The sequence below is a fragment of the Pseudomonas sp. SGAir0191 genome, assembly GCF_002812565.2.
Lineage (GTDB): Bacteria > Pseudomonadota > Gammaproteobacteria > Pseudomonadales > Pseudomonadaceae > Aquipseudomonas > Aquipseudomonas parafulva_B.
Genome location: NZ_CP025035.2, coordinates 1,857,685 through 1,879,987 on the forward strand (window position 1 = coordinate 1,857,685; position 22,303 = coordinate 1,879,987).

At 61.9% G+C, this 22,303-nt stretch carries 20 protein-coding genes; 12 read left to right on the plus strand and 8 right to left on the minus strand.

The genetic code is table 11. The annotated features are described in order from the left end of the window. Positions 1-24 precede the first annotated feature (24 nt). Genes CWR53_RS08455 through CWR53_RS08465 form a run of 3 tightly spaced genes read right to left on the minus strand, consistent with a single transcriptional unit; the run spans position 25 to position 3,082 of the window. Complete coding sequence (locus tag CWR53_RS08455) at positions 25-1,005, minus strand: alpha-L-glutamate ligase-like protein (RefSeq protein WP_023536214.1); 981 nt, start codon at positions 1,003-1,005, stop codon at positions 25-27. After that, positions 1,005-2,540 (minus strand): inactive transglutaminase family protein, encoded by a 1,536-nt coding sequence (locus CWR53_RS08460; protein WP_027914607.1) that lies wholly within the window; start codon positions 2,538-2,540, stop codon positions 1,005-1,007. The genes CWR53_RS08455 and CWR53_RS08460 overlap by 1 nt, the downstream gene beginning before the upstream one ends. Before the next feature lie 5 nt (positions 2,541-2,545). After that, positions 2,546-3,082: an ATP-dependent zinc protease gene (locus CWR53_RS08465; RefSeq protein ID WP_058603812.1), complete on the minus strand. Its 537-nt coding sequence runs from the start codon at positions 3,080-3,082 to the stop codon at positions 2,546-2,548. A gap of 294 nt (positions 3,083-3,376) precedes the next feature. Between CWR53_RS08465 and CWR53_RS08470 the strand changes: the two genes are divergently transcribed. From CWR53_RS08470 to prpF, 5 genes are all read left to right on the plus strand, one after another. After that, a complete protein-coding gene (locus tag CWR53_RS08470; RefSeq protein WP_058637391.1) occupies positions 3,377-4,093 on the plus strand; it encodes a GntR family transcriptional regulator in 717 nt (238 codons plus the stop codon). Then, positions 4,090-4,980, plus strand: coding sequence for a methylisocitrate lyase (gene prpB, locus CWR53_RS08475; RefSeq protein ID WP_058637390.1), 891 nt, complete (start codon positions 4,090-4,092; stop codon positions 4,978-4,980). Before CWR53_RS08470 ends, prpB begins: the two co-directional genes overlap by 4 nt. A gap of 95 nt (positions 4,981-5,075) precedes the next feature. Further along, positions 5,076-6,203, plus strand: coding sequence for a 2-methylcitrate synthase (prpC, locus tag CWR53_RS08480; RefSeq protein WP_100851239.1), 1,128 nt, complete (start codon positions 5,076-5,078; stop codon positions 6,201-6,203). Between the two features lie 106 nt (positions 6,204-6,309). Beyond that, complete coding sequence (gene acnD, locus CWR53_RS08485; protein WP_100851240.1) at positions 6,310-8,901, plus strand: Fe/S-dependent 2-methylisocitrate dehydratase AcnD; 2,592 nt, start codon at positions 6,310-6,312, stop codon at positions 8,899-8,901. A 76-nt stretch (positions 8,902-8,977) separates the two neighbouring features. After that, positions 8,978-10,168 carry a 2-methylaconitate cis-trans isomerase PrpF gene (gene prpF, locus CWR53_RS08490; protein ID WP_058603817.1) on the plus strand — a complete coding sequence of 397 codons (1,191 nt, stop codon included), beginning with the start codon at positions 8,978-8,980 and terminating at the stop codon, positions 10,166-10,168. A gap of 144 nt (positions 10,169-10,312) precedes the next feature. Here prpF and acnB read toward each other — a convergent pair whose 3' ends face one another. Continuing rightward, positions 10,313-12,922: a bifunctional aconitate hydratase 2/2-methylisocitrate dehydratase gene (gene acnB / locus CWR53_RS08495; protein WP_058603818.1), complete on the minus strand. Its 2,610-nt coding sequence runs from the start codon at positions 12,920-12,922 to the stop codon at positions 10,313-10,315. 405 nt (positions 12,923-13,327) lie between these two features. On the opposite strand from acnB, the gene CWR53_RS08500 reads away from it, so the two are divergent. Next, positions 13,328-13,795 (plus strand): DUF1289 domain-containing protein, encoded by a 468-nt coding sequence (locus tag CWR53_RS08500; protein WP_100852605.1) that lies wholly within the window; start codon positions 13,328-13,330, stop codon positions 13,793-13,795. Between the two features lie 427 nt (positions 13,796-14,222). Here CWR53_RS08500 and CWR53_RS08505 read toward each other — a convergent pair whose 3' ends face one another. Then, the gene (locus CWR53_RS08505) at positions 14,223-14,417 is read right to left on the minus strand and encodes a hypothetical protein (protein ID WP_058603820.1); all 195 of its coding nucleotides are present in this window, start codon (positions 14,415-14,417) and stop codon (positions 14,223-14,225) included. Between CWR53_RS08505 and CWR53_RS08510 the strand changes: the two genes are divergently transcribed. Beyond that, positions 14,416-15,654, plus strand: a complete 1,239-nt coding sequence (locus tag CWR53_RS08510) for a hypothetical protein (RefSeq protein WP_100851241.1) — start codon at positions 14,416-14,418, stop codon at positions 15,652-15,654. The genes CWR53_RS08505 and CWR53_RS08510 overlap by 2 nt on opposite strands. A 114-nt stretch (positions 15,655-15,768) precedes the next feature. Here the strand turns inward: CWR53_RS08510 and queD are convergent, their stop codons facing one another. Together queD and CWR53_RS08520 are read right to left on the minus strand one after the other, a co-directional pair. Beyond that, positions 15,769-16,125: a 6-carboxytetrahydropterin synthase QueD gene (queD, locus tag CWR53_RS08515; protein ID WP_033695042.1), complete on the minus strand. Its 357-nt coding sequence runs from the start codon at positions 16,123-16,125 to the stop codon at positions 15,769-15,771. Positions 16,126-16,177: 52 nt separating this feature from the next. Continuing rightward, positions 16,178-17,257 carry a hypothetical protein gene (locus CWR53_RS08520; RefSeq protein ID WP_058603822.1) on the minus strand — a complete coding sequence of 360 codons (1,080 nt, stop codon included), beginning with the start codon at positions 17,255-17,257 and terminating at the stop codon, positions 16,178-16,180. Positions 17,258-17,433: 176 nt separating this feature from the next. On the opposite strand from CWR53_RS08520, the gene CWR53_RS08525 reads away from it, so the two are divergent. From CWR53_RS08525 to CWR53_RS08545, 5 genes are all read left to right on the plus strand, one after another. Next, the gene (locus CWR53_RS08525; protein ID WP_058603823.1) at positions 17,434-17,742 is read left to right on the plus strand and encodes a PepSY domain-containing protein; all 309 of its coding nucleotides are present in this window, start codon (positions 17,434-17,436) and stop codon (positions 17,740-17,742) included. Further along, complete coding sequence (locus CWR53_RS08530; protein ID WP_058603824.1) at positions 17,742-18,056, plus strand: PepSY domain-containing protein; 315 nt, start codon at positions 17,742-17,744, stop codon at positions 18,054-18,056. Before CWR53_RS08525 ends, CWR53_RS08530 begins: the two co-directional genes overlap by 1 nt. After that, the gene (locus tag CWR53_RS08535; RefSeq protein WP_058603825.1) at positions 18,057-18,725 is read left to right on the plus strand and encodes a response regulator transcription factor; all 669 of its coding nucleotides are present in this window, start codon (positions 18,057-18,059) and stop codon (positions 18,723-18,725) included. Beyond that, on the plus strand, positions 18,722-20,041 hold the full coding sequence (locus CWR53_RS08540; RefSeq protein WP_100851242.1) for a sensor histidine kinase: 1,320 nt from the start codon (positions 18,722-18,724) through the stop codon (positions 20,039-20,041). The genes CWR53_RS08535 and CWR53_RS08540 overlap by 4 nt, the downstream gene beginning before the upstream one ends. Before the next feature lie 198 nt (positions 20,042-20,239). Then, complete coding sequence (locus CWR53_RS08545) at positions 20,240-21,394, plus strand: HPP family protein (RefSeq protein ID WP_100851243.1); 1,155 nt, start codon at positions 20,240-20,242, stop codon at positions 21,392-21,394. Here CWR53_RS08545 and CWR53_RS08550 read toward each other — a convergent pair. After that, complete coding sequence (locus CWR53_RS08550) at positions 21,368-22,234, minus strand: LysR family transcriptional regulator (protein WP_058603828.1); 867 nt, start codon at positions 22,232-22,234, stop codon at positions 21,368-21,370. The two genes, CWR53_RS08545 and CWR53_RS08550, sit on opposite strands and share 27 nt — an antisense overlap. Between the last annotated feature and the right edge of the window lie 69 nt (positions 22,235-22,303).

Genomic DNA, 22,303 nt, shown 5'->3' on the forward strand with positions numbered 1-22,303 from the left:
GGGGCTGGTGGCCAACCCCGCGCCTTAGTGACCGGGCCTGTGGCCGAACAGGCCTTGGGCAACGCGCACGCGTTGCTCGGCATCTTCGGTCACACCCTCTTTGGCCAGTGCCTCAAGATGCGCCTCGATCGCATGGGTGCGTTGCGTCAGGCCGCAATCGTTGGCGATCTGGATATTCAGCCCTGGGCGAGCGTTGAGCTCGAGGATCAGTGGGCCTTTTTCCTGGTCCAGCACCATGTCCACGCCAATGTAGCCCAGGCCGCACAGCTCATAGCAGCCGGCGGCCAGCTTCATGAACCCGTCCCAGGTCGGCAGCTGCACGCCGTCCACTGCGTTGGTGGTGTCGGGATGCTTGCTGATGATGTTGTTCAGCCAAGTGCCACGCAGCGTCACGCCTGTGGCCAAATCCACGCCCACACCGATGGCGCCTTGGTGCAGGTTGGCCTTGCCGCCGGACTGGCGGGTGGGCAGGCGCAGCATGGCCATGACCGGGTAGCCCATCAGGACGATGATGCGGATGTCCGGTACGCCTTCATAACTGATGCTCTTGAAGATCTGGTCCGGGGTGACCCGATACTCGATCAGGGCGCGGTCGCGATGGCCGCCGAGCGAGTACAGCCCGGTGAGGATGCTGGAAATCTGGTGCTCGATTTCCTCATGGCTGATGATCTTGCCGGACACCGTCCGGTAACGGTCTTCGAAACGGTCGGCGATGACCATGATGCCATCACCCCCGGCGCCCTGAGCCGGCTTGATCACGAAGTCGCTGCGCCCGCCGATGATCTCGTCAAGCTTCTCGATCTGCTTTTCCGTCTCGATGACGCCATACATTTCCGGCACATGGATGCCGGCGGCCAGGGCGCGCTCCTTGGTGATGATCTTGTCGTCGACGATCGGGTACAGGTGGCGCTTGTTGTACTTGAGTACATAGTCTGCATTGCGCCGATTGATACCCATGATGCCCCGGGCCTCCAGGGCTTTCCACGTTTTGATCAGGCCGAACATCAGGCGTCCGCCTTCTTCAGGAATGCCTTGAAGCGGACCAGCTCGGTCAGGCGGTAGCCGCGATAGCGACCCATTGCCAGCATGAAGCCCACCAGAATCAACAGCACGGCCGGGAAGGTGAACACGAAGTAGACCAGCTCCGGTACCATCATCAGCAGGTGCGCGAGAGAGGCGGCGAACAAGGTGCCGATGGCCACTTTCATGGCATGACCGCCGCCGCGTTCTTCCCAGGTGATCGACAGGCGTTCGATGGTCATGGTCAGGATCACCATCGGGAACAGCGCGACCGACAAGCCGCGCTCAAGGCCCAGTTTGTGGCTGAACAGGCTGATGGCGGCAATCAATACCACGACGAATGTCAGCACCACCGAAAGGCGGGGCAGCATCTGCAGCTTCAGGTGTTCGAGGTAGGAGCGCAGCGATAGCCCCAGCGCGGTGATGACGGTGAACAGCACGATCCCGAAGCCCAGCTGTGTTTCGCGGAAGGCCAGGGCGATCAGGACCGGTGTGAAAGTACCCAGGGTCTGGATGCCGATCAGGTTGCGCAGCACCAGAATCACCAGCACGCCGATGGGAATCATGACCATGATCATGAAGGTCTGCTGGGTCTGCAGCGGCAGCCCGTACAGGGAGTATTCGAGGAAGTCGGCGTCGGTGTTCTCGTCTGTCAGCTTGGCCAGGCGGATGGCGTTCATCTCGCTGTTGTTCATGCTGAAGGTGACGTTAGCCCGCTTGCCGCCATCGACCGTGATCAGGTTGTCATCCCCGGTCCACCACAATAGCCGATCGTTGGGCAGGCCTTGCTCACCGGTCTCGGGGTTGAAATACAGCCAGTCATTGCCGTTGAAGCTGCGCAACCACAGTTCCGGGGTTTGCGGGGTGTCGGCCACCAGGCGGATCGTGTGGACCTTCTCCATCGGCACGTGGGCAATGGACAGCAGCAGGTCAATGACCTGCGCCTTCTTCATCGGTGAGGTATCGCCTGCCAGCAGCAGCTTGACGTTGTCGTCGTTGAGGTTGTTGACGCGCTTGATGGTTTCGCTGACGAACGTCTCGACATCGGCCGAATGCTGACGAATCGGTGCCATCAAGGCTTCGGCGGCGATCTTCTCGGGGCCTTCTACTGCGAGGCTGTCGCGGAAGGTCGGGCCCTTGACCTTGGCTTTCTCGGTGCTATAGCGCTTGGTCAGCACCAGCCGGTAGTAAAGGGTCTGGTTGCCGCTGGCGCGCCGCGCGGACCAGGTGACCTTGCGGTTGCCGTCGGCGCGGTTGACGCTCACACCATAGTTGTTGGAAATGAAGCTTTCGTTGAGGCTCACATAATCCCGATTCAGGGGCGGCACGAACATCTGGACCTTTACCGGGTCCTTGGTGCTGGCCACAAATTCGATCTTGGCATCGATGTTCCACAGATCGTCCGTTTCATCCTCGGTCACCGGGATGCCAAGTACGAAGATCTGATAAGCCGTGACCGCTACGCCCAGCAACACCAGAACGGTGATCAGGACTTTCAGATGGAGGGTAAGAGAGCGCATCGGAATTACTCTGCTTTGGGAGCGTCGGTGGCACAGGCAGGTTTGCCGGCCGCATATTTAAGGCTTGGGTCGACCAGGGCGTCGAAATGCTTCAAAGCCTCCGAGCCGATCAACAGTGGGAACTGGAAAGCGCTGCGATCGGTGAGGTTGACTTCGATGGTGCGCCTGGCCTGGCCCATGCAGATGTCCAGCTCGATGACGGGGCGTGCGGTGTAGGCCTTGCCTGATTCGGCGTCGTAGTCGCCAGCCCTGCGCTTGATCTTGCTCACGCGCGCCAGCGGGCGTTCGATGGGATGGGAATGGGCAGCATCGATGGCCAGGTAGAAGCGCACCCAGCTTTCGCCATTGCGCTTGAAACGCTTGATGTCGCGGGCGCTGAGCGAGGCTGTCTTGGCCCCGGTGTCGAGCTTGGCCGCCACTTCGAGGTCGAGGTCGCCCAGGCGAGCATATTCGTTCAGACCGTACACGGTCTTGCCGGCTGCCTGGCTCAGGGCCGGCAACAGGAGGAGGCTAATCAGCAAAGCAAAGGGTGTCAGTTTCATAGTCCTGGCGCGGTATTGTGCAAAGTTCGGGGTAAGGCGACTGGCAACGGCTGCACAAGCTTCCTCGTTGATCTGCCGGCACCATGCGGGCGGGGCAGACGGGCTATCCATACTCCATCGAAGGCGCGGCATTCTATCACGCCGACGTATTGACGCCAGCGGTGCGCGATCTGACAGTTTGATCGGAGGGTAGTTTCTTGTTGGGTGCATTGTTGACAATGTGGCTTAAGGCTTTGACTATTACGTGACCCAGCGTTAGATTTAACGCCATGTTTTGTAAAAGGTGTCAACAATATGCAGGCGCTCTCAACGGGTAACCCGACTGGCAACGAGGAATCGGAAACCCTGTCCGAGCATGTCTTCAGGCGGATTCAGGCGGCCATTGTACGGGGGGACATAGCCCCGGGGAGCAAGATTTCCGAGCCGGAGCTTGCCCGCACCTATGGCATCAGCCGAGGCCCGCTGCGTGAAGCCATTCACCGCCTCGAGGGCCAGCGCCTGCTGGTTCGTGTGCCCCATGTGGGCGCACGGGTGGTTTCACTGAGTCACGCCGAACTCATCGAGCTCTATGAAATCCGCGAGTCGCTCGAAGGCATGGCCTGCCGCCTGGCGGCCCAGCGCATGGGCCGAGCTGACATCGACGAGCTGCGCCAGGTGCTGGAAACCCATGAGCGCGATGCTGCCTTCCAGGCGGGCGTGGGCTACTACCAGCAGGAAGGTGACTACGATTTTCACTATCGCATCATTCAGGGCAGCGGCAACCAGACCTTGGTCAAGATGCTCTGCGGCGAACTGTACCAACTGGTGCGCATGTACCGTATCCAGTTCTCGGCTACGCCCAATCGGCCGCGTCAGGCCTTCGCCGAGCACCACCGCATCCTGGACGCCATCGCCGAGGGTGACGGCGAGTTGGCCGAGCTGTTGATGCGTCGTCACATCGCTGCGTCCAAGCGCAACATCGAGCGCCATTACCAAGGCGACCACACCCACAGCACACGAGGTGAACAATGACCGTCCAGAGTACCCCAGGCCAACGTTTTCGCGACGCAGTGGCCGCAGAGCGCCCGCTGCAAGTGGTCGGCACCATCAATGCCAACCACGCCTTGCTGGCCAAGCGTGCCGGTTTCAAGGCCATCTACCTGTCCGGCGGCGGTGTGGCAGCAGGCTCACTGGGTTTACCTGACCTGGGCATCAGTGGCCTGGACGACGTGCTGACCGATGTCAGGCGCATCACTGATGTATGCGACCTGCCACTGCTGGTGGACGTGGACACCGGGTTCGGTGCCTCGGCCTTCAACGTTGCCCGCACCGTGCGCGCCATGAGCAAGTTCGGCGCCGCCGCCATTCATATCGAGGATCAGGTGGGCGCCAAGCGTTGTGGCCACCGTCCGAACAAGGAAATCGTCACCCAGCAGGAGATGGTCGATCGCATCAAGGCGGCGGTCGATGCCCGCCTTGATGACAGCTTCGTGATCATGGCCCGTACCGATGCGCTGGCGGTCGAGGGGCTCAATGCGGCGCTGGATCGGGCGGCCGCCTGTGTCGAGGCCGGCGCGGACATGATCTTCCCCGAAGCCATCACCGAACTTGCGATGTACAAGACGTTCGCCGACCGGGTCAAGGCCCCCATCCTGGCTAACATCACCGAGTTCGGTGCCACGCCTTTGTACACCACCGAAGAGCTGGGCTCGGTCGATGTGTCGCTGGTGCTGTATCCACTGTCGGCGTTCCGCGCCATGAACAAGGCTGCCGAGAACGTCTACGCCGCCCTGCGCCGTGATGGCACGCAGAAGAACGTGATCGATACCATGCAGACACGCATGGAGCTTTACGACGCCATTGGCTATCACGCTTTCGAGCAAAGTCTCGATGCATTGTTTGCCCAGAAAAAAGGCTGACCTGCCCACTGCGCGCGCTGCAGCGCCCTGGTTCAGGGGTAGATAAGGGTTAGCCAGCCTGCATTCCATAACAAGTTCAAGAAAGGAGAAGCACCATGGCCGAAGCAAAAGTACTCAGCGGCGCAGGCCTACGCGGTCAGGTTGCCGGTCAGACGGCCCTGTCGACGGTCGGTCAGGCCGGCGCAGGGCTGACCTATCGCGGGTATGACGTCCGCGACCTGGCTGCCCACGCCGAATTCGAGGAGGTGGCTTACCTGTTGTTGTATGGCGAGCTGCCCTGCCAGGCCGAGCTTGCCGACTACAAGCACAAGCTCAAGGGCCTGCGCGACCTGCCCCAGGCGTTGAAAGAAGTACTGGAGCGCATCCCGCGCGACGCTCACCCGATGGACGTGATGCGCACGGGCTGCTCCGTGCTCGGAACCCTGGAGCCCGAGCTCACCTTCGATGCCCAGCGCGACAAGACCGACCGGCTCCTGGCCGTCTTCCCGGCGATCATGTGTTACTGGTACCGCTTCAGCCATCACGGCGTGCGCATCGACTGTGTCAGTGACCAGGACACCTTGGGCGGCCACTTCCTGCAGTTACTCCATGGCAAGCAGCCCAGTGAGCTGCATGTGAAGGTGATGAACGTATCGCTCATTCTCTACGCCGAACACGAGTTCAACGCCTCCACGTTCACCGCCCGCGTGTGTGCCTCGACCTTGTCCGACCTGTACTCCTGCGTCACCGCCGCCATCGGTTCGCTGCGCGGCCCGCTGCACGGCGGCGCCAACGAGGCGGCCATGGAGCTGATCGAGCGCTTCCAGAGCCCGCAACAAGCGACGACCGAGTTGCTGCACATGCTCGAGCGCAAAGACAAGATCATGGGCTTTGGCCATGCCATCTACAAAGAGTCCGACCCGCGTAACGAGGTGATCAAAGGGTGGTCCAAGCGCCTTGCCGATGAGGTGGGCGACACGGTGCTGTACCCGGTGTCCGAAGCCATCGACAAGACCATGTGGGAGCAAAAGCGCTTATTCCCCAACGCCGATTTCTACCATGCCTCGGCGTATCACTTCATGGGCATACCGACCAAGCTGTTCACCCCGATCTTCGTCTGCTCGCGGCTTACCGGCTGGGCAGCGCACGTGTTCGAGCAGCGTGGGAACAATCGCATCATCCGTCCGAGTGCCGAATACATCGGCGTCGAACAGCGTCAGTTCGTGCCGATCGAGCAGCGCTGATGGGCGCTCACCCCGCGCAGGCCTTGTTGGCCTCGCGGGATGAGCCCAGCACGTCGTCCTGCACGCGCACCCTTGAACGCCATCCGTGACCGAGCCTGATAACGATATGAATACTGCCTACCGCAAAGCCTTGCCAGGCACTGACCTGGATTACTTCGACGCCCGCGCTGCCGTCGAGGCCATCAAGCCCGGCGCCTACCAGGGCTTGCCCTACACCTCGCGTGTGCTGGCCGAGAACCTGGTGCGCCGCTGCAGCCCTGGCACGCTCCAGGCGTCGTTGGCCCAGCTGATAGAGCGCAAGCGCGACCTCGATTTCCCCTGGTATCCGGCCCGGGTCGTCTGCCATGACATCCTGGGTCAGACCGCGCTGGTCGACCTGGCCGGCTTGCGCGATGCCATCGCCGACAAGGGCGGTGACCCTGCCCAGGTCAACCCGGTGGTGCCAGTGCAGCTAATCGTCGATCACTCACTGGCCGTCGAGTGTGGCGGCTATGACCCCCAGGCGTTCGAACGCAACAGGGCCATTGAGGATCGCCGCAACGAAGACCGTTTCCATTTCATCAACTGGACCAAGAAAGCGTTCAAGAACGTCGATGTCATACCGCCTGGCAACGGCATCATGCACCAGATCAACCTGGAGAAGATGTCGCCCGTGGTACACAACGATGACGGCGTGGCCTACCCGGACACCTGTGTCGGCACCGACAGCCACACCCCGCATGTGGACGCCTTGGGCGTCATCGCCATCGGCGTGGGCGGGCTTGAGGCCGAGAACGTCATGCTCGGGCGCGCCTCCTGGATGCGCCTGCCGGAAATCGTCGGCGTCCAGCTCACTGGTAAACTGGCGCCCAACCTGACGGCAACCGACCTGGTATTGGCCCTGACCGAATTTTTGCGCAAGCAGAAGGTGGTCGGCGCCTACCTGGAATTTTATGGGGAAGGCGCCCGTGCCCTGACGCTCGGCGACCGCGCCACCATCTCCAACATGGCCCCTGAATATGGCGCCACTGCGGCCATGTTCGCCATCGATCAGCAAACCATCGACTACCTGCGCCTGACAGGCCGCGAGGAACAGCAGGTCGTACTGGTAGAGACCTACGCCAAAGCCGCGGGTCTGTGGGCTGACAGCTTTACCGAGGTGGTCTACGAGCGCACGCTGGACTTCGATCTGTCCAGCGTGGTGCGCACCATGGCGGGCCCCTCAAACCCCCATACCCGGGTGGCCACCAGCGAGCTGGCCGCCAAGGGGATCGCAGGTGCCTGGGAGCAGGTACCCGGTCAGATGCCGGACGGGGCGGTGATCATTGCAGCCATCACCAGTTGCACCAACACCAGCAACCCGCGCAACGTGATCGCTGCCGGGTTGCTGGCGCGCAATGCCAATAGGCTGGGGCTGACGCGCAAGCCTTGGGTCAAGTCATCCCTCGCCCCTGGATCCAGGGCAGTGCAGCTGTACCTGGAAGAGGCGGGCCTGGAGGCGGAGCTCCAAGCGTTGGGCTTCGGCATCGTCGCCTTCGCCTGCACCACCTGCAACGGTATGTCCGGCGCCCTCGACCCGGCCATCCAGCAGGAAATCATCGATCGGGACCTGTATACCACCGCGGTGTTGTCGGGTAACCGAAACTTTGATGGCCGTATTCACCCGTATGCCAAACAGGCATTTCTGGCGTCCCCGCCCTTGGTTGTGGCCTATGCCATCGCGGGTACGATCCGTTTCGATATCGAGAAAGATGTACTGGGCGTGGCATCGGATGGCCGTGAAATTCGCCTCAAGGACATCTGGCCCAGCGATGAAGAAATCGATGCGATGGTTCGCGCTGCGGTCAAGCCCGAACAGTTCCGAAAGGTCTACATCCCCATGTTCGCCGTGGAGCAAGATCGTGGACCCAAGGTAGCGCCGCTGTACGACTGGCGCCCCATGAGCACCTACATCCGTCGCCCGCCCTACTGGGAAGGCGCCCTGGCGGGAGAACGCACCTTGCGTGGCATGCGCCCGCTGGCGTTGCTGCCGGACAACATCACCACCGATCACCTGTCGCCCTCCAATGCCATCATGCTCGACAGCGCGGCGGGGGAGTACCTGGCCAAAATGGGCTTGCCTGAAGAGGACTTCAACTCCTATGCCACTCACCGTGGGGACCACCTCACGGCTCAGCGCGCCACCTTCGCCAACCCCAAGCTGTTCAACGAGATGGTGCGCAATGAAGATGGCAGCGTAAGGCAGGGTTCGCTGGCACGCCTTGAGCCCGAAGGCCAGGTCATGCGCATGTGGGAAGCGATCGAGACCTACATGCAGCGCAAGCAGCCGCTGATCATCGTGGCCGGTGCCGATTACGGTCAGGGCTCTTCACGCGACTGGGCTGCCAAAGGGGTGCGTCTGGCGGGCGTGGAGGCCATCGTCGCCGAGGGGTTCGAGCGCATCCACCGCACGAACCTGGTGGGCATGGGCGTCTTGCCCCTCGAATTCATGCCGGGTACCGACCGTAAGGTACTGGGCCTGGACGGCAGCGAAACCTATGACGTGATAGGCATCCGTACTCCCCGCGCTACCTTGACCCTGGCGGTGACCCGTCGCACAGGAGAGCGTTTTGACGTGCCGGTGACCTGTCGTCTGGATACAGCCGAAGAGGTGTCGATCTACGAAGCGGGCGGGGTGTTGCAACGCTTTGCCCAGGACTTCCTCGAAGCGACCGTTTAACGCAACGTGGCCGCCTTGCGGCCCCCAGTCGCCCGCACTGGCTCGGACCACCGGGCCATCCAAGAGGCTTCAATCCATGGCACATGCACCTCAAATCAAGATTCCGGCTACTTACATGCGTGGCGGCACCAGCAAAGGCGTGTTCTTCCGCTTGCAGGACCTCCCGGCGCAGGCGCAAACGCCCGGCCCGGCACGCGATGCCTTGCTGCTGCGGGTAATCGGCAGCCCCGACCCCTATGGCAAGCAGATCGACGGCATGGGCGGGGCGACGTCCAGCACCAGCAAGGTCGTGATCCTGTCCGCCAGCAAGCGCCCTGATCATGATGTGGACTACCTGTTCGGCCAGGTCAGTATCGACAAGCCTTTCGTAGACTGGAGCGGCAACTGCGGCAACCTTTCCGCAGCAGTGGGTGCGTTCGCCATCGGCAGTGGCCTGATAGAACCCACGCAGGTACCCGCCACCGGTGTCGCCACGGTGCGTATCTGGCAGGCCAACATCGGCAAGACCATCGTAGCTCATGTGCCGATGAGCGACGGTCAGGTGCAGGAGACCGGCGACTTTGAGCTTGATGGCGTCACGTTCCCTGCCGCCGAAGTGCAGCTGGAGTTTCTTGATCCGGCAGCCGACGATGATGGGGAAGGTGGGACGATGTTCCCTACCGGCAACCTGATCGACGAGCTTGCAGTGCCGGGGGTTGGCACCTTCAAGGCGACGTTGATCAATGCCGGTATCCCAACGGTGTTTCTCAATGCAGCCGATCTTGGTTACAGCGGCATGGAGTTGCAGGATGCCATCAATGGGGATCCGGCTGCCCTTGAGCGGTTCGAGGCGATACGGGCCCATGGTGCGCTGCGCATGGGGCTGATCGAACATGTAGGGCAGGCTGCCGCACGCCAGCATACCCCCAAGGTGGCATTCGTGGCGCCGGCACAGGCTTATCTCGCCTCAAGTGGCAAGCAGGTGGGGGCAGAAGATATCGACTTGCTGGTGCGCGCCTTGTCCATGGGCAAGCTTCATCACGCGATGATGGGCACTGCCGCCGTCGCGATCGGTACGGCTGCGGCCATCCCGGGGACACTGGTGAACCTTGCTGCAGGCGGCGGTGAGCGCAGCGCTGTACGCTTCGGGCATCCATCGGGCACCTTGCGGGTAGGTGCGCAGGCGTGCCTGATCGATGGGCAGTGGTCGGTGACCAAAGCGATCATGAGTCGCAGCGCGCGTGTGTTGATGGAGGGCTGGGTACGCGTTCCTGGCGATAGTTTCTGACAGGCGTGCTCGCCATCGCCGGCCCGTCACGTTCAAGAAGGCGTCTGGGCGTGATTTAGTCGGTGCCTGACTGTTCTGAATGAAAAAAAGCCCCGGCATCACTGCCGGGGCTTTTTTCATGGAGCCAGTGGATGGCTGTCTGGCTTACGCCTGGACCACTGGGATCTTGGCGTTAGCGGCCGCTTCGCGGAACTCGGCGATCTGGTCGAAGCTCAGGTAGCGGTAGACGTCGGCAGACATGCTGTCGATGTCCTTGGCGTACTGCATGTACTCTTCGACGGTCGGCAGCTTGCCGATGATCGAAGCCACCGCAGCCAGCTCGGCCGATGCCAGATACACGTTGGTGGCGTCGCCCAGGCGGTTCGGGAAGTTACGGGTCGAGGTCGACACCACGGTCGAACCGGTCTGCACCCGCGCCTGGTTACCCATGCACAGGGAGCAGCCTGGCATTTCCATCCGCGCACCGGCTTTGCCGTAGATGCCGTAGTAGCCTTCTTCGGTCAGCTGATGAGCATCCATCTTGGTCGGCGGAGCCAGCCACAGACGGGTCGGAATACCACCCTTGACCTTTTCCAGTAGCTTGCCAGCGGCGCGGAAGTGACCAATGTTGGTCATGCACGAACCGATGAACACTTCGTCGATCTTCTCACCCTGTACCGAGGACAGCAGGCGAGCATCGTCCGGGTCGTTCGGGGCGCAGAGCACAGGCTCCTTGACGTCGGCCAGGTCGATTTCGATGATTTCGGCGTATTCGGCATCGGCGTCGGCCGACAGCAGTTCTGGGTTGGCCAGCCAGGCTTCCATGGCCTGGGCGCGACGCTCCAGGGTGCGTGCATCGCCGTAGCCTTCGCCGATCATCCAGCGCAGCAGGGTGATGTTGGACTTGAGGTACTCGGCAATGGCTTTTTCCGGCAGCTTGATGGTGCAACCGGCGGCGGAGCGTTCAGCCGAAGCGTCCGAGAGCTCGAAGGCCTGCTCGACGGTCAGCTCGTCCAGGCCTTCGATTTCAAGGATGCGACCGGAGAAGGCGTTTTTCTTGCCTTTCTTCTCGACGGTCAGCAGGCCCTGCTGGATGGCGTAGTAAGGGATGGCATGCACCAGGTCACGCAGGGTGATACCAGGTTGCAGCTTGCCTTTGAAGCGCACCAGGATCGACTCTGGCATGTCCAGTGGCATCACGCCGGTGGCGGCCGCGAAGGCTACCAGGCCGGAGCCTGCAGGGAAGGAAATGCCGATCGGGAAGCGGGTGTGCGAGTCGCCACCGGTACCCACGGTATCGGGCATCAGCATGCGGTTCAGCCAGCTGTGGATGATGCCGTCCCCTGGGCGCAACGACACGCCGCCACGGGTGCGGATGAAGTCTGGCAGGGTGTGGTGGGTGGTAACGTCAATGGGCTTCGGATAGGCCGCAGTGTGGCAGAACGACTGCATCACGAGGTCAGCGGAGAAGCCCAGGCAGGCCAGGTCCTTGAGCTCGTCACGGGTCATGGGGCCAGTGGTGTCCTGGGAACCCACGGTGGTCATCTTCGGCTCGCAATAGGCGCCTGGACGTACGCCTTGGCCTTCCGGCAGGCCACACGCGCGGCCGACCATCTTCTGCGCCAGGGTGAACCCTTTGCCGGTGTCGGCAGGCTGCTCTTGCTTCTTGAACAGGTCCGAAGGGCCCTGGCCAAGCTCGGCACGGGCTTTTTCGGTCAGGCCACGGCCGACGATCAGTGGGATACGGCCACCAGCACGCACTTCGTCGAGCAGCACTTCGGTCTTGAGCGCGAATGTGGTGACCAGCTCATTGCTTTCGTGACGGCGTACTTCACCTTTGAACGGGTAGACGTCGATCACGTCGCCCATGGCCAGGTCGGTGCAATCGAACTCGATCGGCAGGGCGCCGGCGTCTTCCATGGTGTTGTAGAAGATCGGGGCAATCTTGGTGCCGAAGCAGAAACCGCCGGCACGCTTGTTGGGCACGTACGGGATATCGTCGCCGAAGAACCACAGCACCGAGTTGGTGGCGGATTTGCGCGAAGAACCGGTACCCACCACGTCACCCACGTAGGCGACCGGGAAGCCCTTGGCCCTGACCGCTTCGATCTGAGCCAGTGGGCCCACCGAGCCCGGCTGCTGCGGCTCGATACCGTCGCGGGCCATTTTCAGCATGGCCAGGGCGTGCAGCGGGATGTCAGGGCGTGACCAGGCATCCGGGGCAGGGGACAGGTCGTCGGTGTTGGTTTCGCCAGGCACCTTGAACACGGTCAGGGTGTATTTGTCGGCGATGGCCGGGCGCGAGGTGAACCACTCGCCGGCAGCCCAGGATTCCAGCACGGCCTTGGCATGAGCATTGCCGGCCTTGGCTTTTTCAGCCACGTCGTGGAAGGCATCGAACATCAGCAGGGTGTGCTTGAGCTGCTCGGCCGCGACGGCGCCCAGCTCGGCGTCATCCAGCAGCGCGACCAGCGTCTCGATGTTGTAGCCGCCCTGCATGGTGCCCAGCAGTTCAGTGGCGTGCTTGCGATCGATCAGCGGCGAGGTGGCTTCGCCCTTGGCGACGGCCGAAAGGAAGGCTGCCTTGACATAGGCGGCCTCATCGACTCCAGGCGGTACGCGGTTGGTGAGCAGGTCTACGAGGAAGGCTTCTTCGCCGGCCGGCGGGTTTTTCAGCAACTCGACCAGGCCTGCAGTTTGTTCGGCGTTCAGCGGCTGGGGCACGATACCCAGAGCGGCGCGCTCTTCGATGTGTTTGCGGTAGGCTTCAAGCACAGTTATTTCCCTCATCAGTGGCCCCTTTAAGGAGGTCCGGGACGCTCATCCAGCATTCCTTGCACCCATGCGCCGTCATGGCTTCTTGGGCCGCTTGGCCAGGGTCGCAAGGAATCCTTGCGGAAGCTGCTTTCAAAGTTTTACGCCTGCAGAACGAACATCTGATGAGGGCTGGCTCGGGCCTGCGGGGATGCAGGCCCGGACCAACGTCGTTCTGCCGGATCAACTGTGCTCGTGACGCTTTGAAAACAGCTTCCAACGGACATTGGTGCCTTCGAAAAGGCCGGATGATTCTACGGTAAAAAACGCTGGAAGGTAAGGCGGCGATGATGACTTTAACGGGTGACCCTGGTTAGACAAAGGGCTAACATGGCCGCGTACTCCACCTTCAAGCCGTTGTATTTCATGTCCAACAAGTCCATCAAAACGCCCTGCGTCGGCCTGTGTTCCACGGTTTACGGAGACACGGTATGCCGAGGGTGCAAGCGCTTCCACCATGAGGTCATCCACTGGAATGGCTATGACGATGCGCAAAAACGCGCGGTTTGGTTACGCCTGGAGCAACTGCTGGTTCAGGTAATGATGGCCAAGCTTGAGGTGTTCGACAAAGGCTTGTTGCGCCAGCAACTGGAGCAACGTGCCATACGGTATGTCGAGCAGCAGTCCGAGTACTGCTGGGCCTACCAGCTCATCGCCCGGGGCGCGCGCATGATTCGGGACCTGGAGGCCTACGGCATGGCCTTGCTGCCCGAGTTCCGCGATTGGGAACTGCCACAACTGCGCGATGCGATTGATCGTGAGTTCTTTCTGTTGTCAGAGGCGCATTACCAGCGCTACATCGCGCCCTCGTTTCTCAACAGCGCCTTGGAGTAGTCACCTTTCCCTCTATTTCGCTGCTTGGCTAGCCCAGGGCGTTGTGCTTGCGACGATCAAACGGAGCATCTCGATGGACGGCTATCCCTGCAGGCCTGAAGTGTGCTTCACGAACGGTCCTGGCAACCGGGCGGTGTCCGGATTGCAGACGGAGCGTGGCGTACCGCCCTACGGCATCTGGCCCCGCTGTGGATGCGTTTCGAAAGTGGTGACGGCGCTAATGGCTGTATGCAATCGAAGCCTGAGGGCGCATTGCAATCGTCATTCACGCCTTCTCAAAGATGTCGGTATCTTGTGCCCTGCCCTGTAGTATGGCGTCTATCAGATCTCCTGTTTTTGACCCTGCCAGGGAAGCGGTCAGGTTACAAGCAGTTTGGCCGCCCTTGCCTCGCCGCGCTCCGTGGGGGGGGGGGGCGGCGCGGGGCGCTCAGTCTCCACGTGATTGACCATTGAGTAACGCCTCATCGCAGGCCGCTGGAGTAACCCCTAAGGTCAGTGCCAGTTCGGTGAGCGCATGTCGATCCCGTTCGACGTTCTTGATGTAGAACGCTTCCTTCTGCAATGCGCGGCCAGCGTTGCTTAGCGTGTGGCTCACCTTCTCTACCCAAGAGTGAGCGATCATGACCGACTACATTTATCACCCCGAGCTCTCGTTTGTTGCCCGCTGCTGGTGGCAGTTGACCGACGAGCTGATTCACCCCGATCAGTGGTGGGACTGCCAGGACAAGCTCGCTCCGATGTGGCTGCACGTCGGCGGGGCGAGTATCCACAACGATCATTGGTACAATTACTGGCGAGCCGAGCCGGAGGGGCAAGGCCCACTGCGACTGGCGCCAGAGGACTACACCCAGGACGGTCACCGGTATGGCGAGCTGTTCTGGTTCGGTGCCTACGTGGCTGCCTCAGGGGAGGATGGGGCCAGGTTGTGCTACGAAATCCGGCCTTACGACAGGGAGTGGCAGCCGCTGAACCGTGTTCTTTACAACAACCCCTCCACGTTTTCGGGGTATGTCGGAGTCAAGCGCGCGAATGAGCCAAGCGCCGGGCAGCCGCGTCTTTCCAATCCCACCCATTTATGGTCGGTGCAAGCGATGGACTACGCCGATATCAAGCGCGGTGCGCGAATTTGTAACCTGGTTCTGGAAAATGCCCAAGGACATTGCGTAAGGCGCTATGCAACAGCCGACGCAGCGCTCATCAATACTGTCAGCGGCGAGCCTGGCCGGATAGCACTGGAGATCCTCGACTATGGGCATCAGGCCCGCGAGTGGGCTTGGGGAGTGGGACTGGAAAAAACAGGCGCCAGGTACAGGTTTCAACCTAAATACAGTTTCATTGGGCGTGCCTGGTGGCGGCCTGAGGGTGAATCAACCGCAGGAGGCTTGGTAACAGCAAGGTTCGACGAAGGCAGCGAGTGGTCACCTAGGGCTGGGCTAGTCGTCGAGAGAACTGATCTCTTTGACGATCGTTGGCACACCCCTGAATTTCGCATGGCATGCGACCGCTTTTGGTTTGCCGCCTACAGCGATGGAAACAGGCATGTCTATGAGCTGTGGCCGCTCGACAGTCACGGCAGGAGACTTGACTTTACCCTAAGAGAACAGCGCGGTTGGACGACAAGCCTAGCCAAGCGCTGGACCAGCCAGCGAGCGCTGCCAGATTTTCTCTGGCAGCTGGAAGGACTCGATCCCACCACCCTGGAAGAAGGTACAGCTGTCCACAATGTGCAGTTGCAGCACGCGGGCGGCGAGCCTGTGGCCTTGCTGTGGCCACATAACCGCCGCCGGTTGGTCGCGGGCAGCCAAGGGCAGCAGGGTTTGCTAACGATTGATGTGCTTGAGACGGCTGCCAGGTGCTGACCGCATGGTACTTCGCCAAGCCCAGGTGCGCCGAGAGGCAACTGCGGCACCTGGCCAGGCGGGACGACGCGGCATGGACGTGGGCGTCAGCGCTTAAACGGCCTGCCTCTGAGCTCAGTCACCACTGTATTCGCAGCCACTGGTGCAGGTCTCGTGAATACGCACCTTGGACAGCTCTGGCAGCAACGGTTTGACCTGATCCCAGATCCATTTGGCGATGACTTCGCTGGTGGGGTTTTCCAGGCCGGGAATGTCGTTCAGATAGTTATGATCGAGCTGCTCGTAAATGGGCTTGAACACGGCCTTGATCTCGGCGAAGTCGCGAATCCAGCCGGTATGCGGGTCGAGCGGACCCGTCAGATGAAGGCCGACCTTGAACGAGTGCCCATGCAGACGCCCGCATTTATGGCCTTCGGGCACATGGGGAAGGCGGTGGGCGGATTCGAACGTAAATTCCTTGAAGATTTCCACGCAGTCAAACTCTGTCTGAATCAGTTATGCGCGCAGTTTACCAGCATGCCTCTCACAAGGCTTGCAGTCGTTCATGCAGCCGCCCGGTGGCGACCAATTCCAGAAACTCGTCGCCCAGGCGTTGGCTTTCATCGATGGCCTTGTACCAGTAGCGCTTGCGCGCCGGTGCGTCGCCCATGAAGCGTTTGAAGTCGTTTCGATCGGGCAGCTTCCCATGAGGCAGGGTTGCCAGGTAGGCCGGCGAGGGTGCTAGCAGCAGTACGTTCTGCAGGCGCCTGGCATCGCCCTTGCGCCATGGCAGGGCCTTGTCGAACCAGCCAGGGACGACCTTGTCGGTGAAGTGCGGGTAAACCACCAGGTCATCGCCGCCGTAGGGCAGATCGAGGTGATAGTCCAGCAGCCCGCCATCGCGGTACATGCCGGTCCCGGCCCCTGGGATGTCCCGTACGCCCTCCATGACCATGGGGATCGATCCCGAGGCAAGCAGGGCATGGCGCAGGTTTGCCAGGTCCAGCGGCAGGCAGCGCGTCGGGAAATCCGTCAGGGCATCAAGCGGTGGCAGGCTGCGGCTGTCGTGCAGAATGACCCGCTCGAAATGTCGGGCCAGGCGGGATCTGCCCAACAGGTTACTGGCGATCACCGAGCCAAGGCCCATACCCAGTCGGCCGCGATGATCGTGAGCGAGCTGGCCATGGCTTTTGACGACCAGGATATTCAACCGGTACGCCGGGCTCGCCAGCACTTGGCCGTCGCGACCCTGCAACAGCTCGTCGAGCATGCGCTGGCAACTGCGTGTTATCTGGGCTGGGGTAACGCCTTTTGCAAAATCCTGCTCGGTGTAGAGCATTCCCAGCCGCCGCAGCCCGGCAACCGGGTCGTCAAGGCAGGCGCTTGCGAAGCGCCAGGCGCCAATCGATGCGCCAATCAGTGCGCGCTGGCGAGGGGCCGATGGCAGGAACTGACCGAACAGCGCCAGGTCCAGGCCCTGAATGCCCAGCGGCTTTGGCCCACCTGCTGCGCCCGGGAGCACGCCGACGTCGGCCGCCTGCAGCCCGCGCTCTCTGATTTGGCTCAAGGCGCGTTGGCCAGCCTTCAGGGTAAGGGCGGGGTACTTGACGTGTATAGCGCTCATGGCGGACCTCTGCGGCGACGGGCGCTGCATTATAGAGTGATGCAGCCGTTCGAGACGTGCCCTGTTGACCTGCCGGCTACGCTATCATGCGGCCAGCTGTTTTCAGGTTGAGTTAAGGACTGCTGGTTAATGTTGATTGCGTAGACAACGTGTACAGCATTATGGAGAAACGAACGATGAAAACCTTGACTGCACTGTTCACCGCCGCTGCCCTGTCGCTGGGTGCCAATGCTGCATTCGCCAAGGATGTGCAGCCTGACGAAGTGGTCAAACTGGTCAGCGCCAAGACCATCAAGTCCCTGGACGAACTCAAGGCGGCGGCCATTGCCAAGCACCCGGGTTCCACCGTCACGGACTCGGAACTTGAAGACGAATACGGCCGCTACGTGTACAAGGTCGAACTGCGCGATACCCAGAATGTGGAGTGGGACGTGGCTTTCGATGCCAAGACCGGTGAACTGCTGAAGGATGAGCGAGACAACTGATGAACCCACCACCACGGGCGGCGCGCTACCTGGCCCTCGCCCTGCTGGCAGCGTGCTCGCTGGCCGCTGCCCGTGACCTGGACCAGGATGAGGCACTGGCTTTGCGCCAGAAGGGCGTGATTCTACCGCTCGAACACTTGCTGGAAACGGCCATGGCTCGTCACCCAGGGGCGCGTTTGCTGGAGGCAGAGCTTGAAGAAGACGACGACCGCTATGAGTACGAGGTCGAGTTGCTGACGGTGGACGGCGTAGTACGGGAGGTCAAGCTCGATGCTGCCACCGGTGCCCTGCTCAAAGACGAGGAAGATGACTGAATGCGCCTGTTGCTTGTCGAGGATAATGTCCCGCTGGCCGACGAACTTACCACTGCGCTGCAGCGTCAGGGGTACGCCGTCGATTGGCTGGCCGATGGCCGAGATGCGGTCTACCAAGGCCAGTGCGAGCCTTATGACCTGATCATCCTGGATCTTGGTCTGCCAGGGTTGCCTGGCCTTGAAGTCCTGGCCCAGTGGCGTGCAGCCGGGCTGCTGACACCTGTGCTGATTCTGACGGCGCGTGGCTCCTGGGCCGAGCGCATCGAAGGCCTGAAGGCCGGCGCCGACGATTACCTCAGCAAACCCTTTCACCCCGAAGAATTGCAGTTACGCATCCAGGCGCTGCTGCGCCGCGCGCGTGGACTTGCCAACCAGCCAAAGCTCGAGGCTGCCGGCTTGCATCTGGACGAACGTCGTCAATGCGTAAGCCGCGAGGGCGTCGATATCCAGCTTACGGCCGCAGAATTTCGCCTGTTGCGCTACTTCATGCTGCACCCCCAGCAGATCCTGTCCAAAAGCCACCTGGCTGAGCACCTCTACGACGGCGAGACCGAGCGCGACTCCAACGTGCTTGAGGTTCACGTCAACCACTTGCGCCGCAAACTAGGCCGTACGGTGATCGAGACACGACGCGGCCAGGGCTACCTGTATGCCGGGAGCGCTGCGTGAAGTCGATCCAGGCGCGGCTCAGCCTGGGCCTGGTGGCCGTGTTGGTGGTAGTAGGGGTGGTGCTGGCGCAACTGACGCTGTGGCTGTTCGAAGCCGGGTTGCAACGTTACCTGGAAAACGGCCTGCGCAATGAAAGCGAGAACCTGTTGGTGGCGCTGGTGCGCGGGCCTGCGGGCATGCAGCTCGACGAGCAACGCATCTCGGCTGCCTATCAGCGACCGTTTTCCGGCTATTACTTTCGCATCGACTTTGCTCAGGGCACGTGGCGTTCACGCTCCCTGTGGGACATGAACCTGCCCAAACCGTCGATCCCTGGTCTGTCGGACCGGCACGAGCTTGGGCCAGAAGGGCAGGAGTTACTGACGCTGCGTGCCGATTACCGGCGCCTGGGGCAGGACATATCCATCAGTGTCGCCCAAGATTACTCACCTGTGCGACAAGGCTTCCGGCGCCTTCAGCAAATTGGGCTGGGCATGGGCCTGGTCGCGCTGGCCCTGGTGCTGGTCCTTCAGCGCATGACCGTCACCCGCTCGCTGCGCCCGCTGGAGCGGGCGCGCCAGCAAATCGCCCAGTTGCAGCAGGGGCAACGCTCCCAGCTCGATGCCCAAGTGCCCAGTGAGCTGGTGCCGCTGGTTGGGCAGATCAACCATTTGCTCAGCCATACCGAAGACAGCCTGAGACGCTCGCGCAATGCACTGGGTAACCTGGGCCACGCCCTGAAAACGCCCCTGGCGGTGCTGCTTAGCCTGGCATCCAGCGAGCGCCTGCAGGGCTTGCCTGAGGTTCGTGCACAGATGCGCGAGCAGTTGCAGCAGATCGAGCAGCGCCTGGCCCGTGAGCTCAACCGCGCACGCCTGGCAGGCGATGCGTTGCCGGGTGCGCAATTTGCCTGTGATGACGAGTTGCCGGGGTTGCTGAGCACCTTGGGCATGATCCATGGCGAGGGCCTGCTGCTGAGCCACGCCGTGCCACCTGGCCTGCTGCTGCCCTGGGATCGCGAAGACATGCTGGAACTGCTGGGTAACCTGCTGGACAACGCCTGCAAATGGGCGGACAGCGAGGTGCACTTGGGCATCGCAGCCACCGAGGAACACTATCAGCTGTGGGTTGACGACGACGGCCCTGGTATCCCTCACCAGCAGCGTGTGCAAGTGCTTGAACGGGGTTCTCGGCTTGACGAGGAAGTCGATGGACACGGTCTGGGGTTGGGCATCGTGCGTGACATCGTCCAGGCTTGGGGCGGGAAACTGCAACTGCTTGAGAGTCCGATGGGTGGATTGCGTGTGGATATCCAGTTGCCGCGCCGGAGCCTGTGACCAGCGCGGCGTCACACAGGTCGGCCCCGTTGCCGCTGGCAAACGGCTGTACTGCAAAAAAAATGCATCACTGCCACATTTTTTTGAATTAGCCCAAATGGACGTCGCTCGGCAGAATCGCTGCATGTAGCCTTCACTGGCCGACGGGCCAAGGCCTACGTTTCTTCTTCCGTCCAGACCTACAGAACCCGAAACGACATGCCTGCCTCGCGTACCGACCGTCTTTTGCAGTGGTTATTACCGCCGTCCCTGAACATCCCCCCCACCCAATGGCTGCGCGCCGGTATCGGCGCATTGGTCGGCCTGTTTCTCGCAGGCTGGCTGACGAGCCTGGCGTATGGCCCGGATATCGCCTTGCACCTGCTCGGGCCGTTGGCGGCCTCCGCGGTGCTGGTGTTCGCCGTTCATTCAGGTCCCCTTGCACAGCCTTGGCCAGTGCTTGGCAGCTATACCCTGGCCGCGATCGTTGGCTTGGCAATGCGAGACGGTTTTGGTCCAGGGCTTGGGGTCGCCGCCGCTGCCCTGTGTCTGTCCATCCTGGTGATGTGCTTGCTGCGCTGCCTGCACCCACCCGGTGGGGGAGTGGCGGTCAGTGCGGTTCTGGCCGACCCAGGGCTGACCGCCTTGGGTGACCATCTGCTTGAGCCAGTGCTGCTCAACGCGCTGATTCTTGTTGCGGTGGCTACCCTCTATAACCGCTTGACCGGGGTGCGCTACCCGAAAGGCCCTGCACCGCGTAAGGATTTGCACCACACCCACGATCCGCTGCCCAGTGAGCGCGTCGGCATCCGCGGTGAGGACCTGGATCAGGCGCTGGAAGAGTTGGGCGAGTTTGTCGACGTCACACGCGACGAGCTGGAGCGCATCATTCTCGCCACCGAGCAGCACGCGCTGCAGCGCAGTCTCGGTGGCATAACGGCGGCGTCGGTGATGTCGAAGGACGTGCAGTTCGTCAGCCCCGAGACCACCTTGCAGCAGGCCTGGAAGCTGCTCGACAGCCACCATGTCAAGACCCTGCCGGTGCTGCAGGACGGCGCCTTGGTGGGGATCGTCAGCCTGAGCGACCTGGTAGGCCCGGCCATGCAGCAGGCGCGTTTGAGCTGGCGGGGCCTGTTCGGGCGCAAGCCCGTGCGCATGGCGCAGGTGATGAGCCGCCGGGTCGTGAGTGTCAGCAGCCAGCACCCGCTGGAGCGCCTGTTGCCGCTGCTGTGCGAGCAGGGGCTGCACTGCCTGCCGGTGCTCGACGGTGATGGGTTGGTAGGGGTGGTCACCCAGACTGACCTGATCGCCGGGCTCAAGCGCCAGTTGCTCAGCAGCGCCAATGCCTCAGAGCGTCGGGTCCCAGCGTTGTGACCAGTCGCTGGCCTCGGCTGCGATAAGCCGGCGCAGAATGCCCAGGGCCTGTTGCAACGCTTCGCTGTCACGCTCGCGGGCGTAGACCAGAAAGGTGGGATAGGTGAATTCCGGCGCCTGCGGTACGCGCTCGAAGACGCCACTGTCCAGATAAGCCTGCACCACCCGCGTGCGAAAATAGCCGCTACCGCCCTTGTCGAGGATGAACTGCAAGGCAAGCGGCCCCAGGTTGAAACGCAGCGCCGCACGGGCGCAGTCGGGCAGGGCGGCGTCATGTTGCCGGCGGAAGGCCTCACCCCAGTCGATATAGATGTACGGCTCCGGCCGTTCGACCCGCCGGATTCGCACCAGCTTTTCTTCCATCAGCTGCTCGACCTGCAAGCCCGGCCCGTAGATCGGCTGGTACACCAGAGCAGCGTCCAGCACGCCCATCTCCACCTTGCGCAGCAACGACTCGCCGTCGCTCACTTCGCTGTGGATGCTCTGGCCAGGCAGCTCCTGATACAGCGCCGTGACCCAGTCAAGCATCATCGGGTTACCAAGGCTCACCTCGCCCCCAAGGTGCAGTACCTGCTGGTAGCCAGGCGGCAAGGGCAAGTCGCGTCGTGCCGCCTCCCAGGTCTGCACCAGCTGGTTGGCATACCCGACGAAGGCTTCACCGTGGCTGGTCAGGCGGGCGCCACTTCGGCTTCTTGTGAACAGGGTGCAGCCCAGTTGCTGCTCGAGGCGCTGCAACCTGGCGGTGACCGCTGTCTGCGATACGTACAGGCGCTCCGCAGCCGCCACTAGGCTGCCGCTGCGCACGACTTCCAGAAAAGTGCGGGCCTGATCGATGTCCATTGAGGTGCTCACCGTAAAAAACTGGTCGCTATTCTAGTGAGTTCGTCGCCGCATTGAACGACTTTTGCC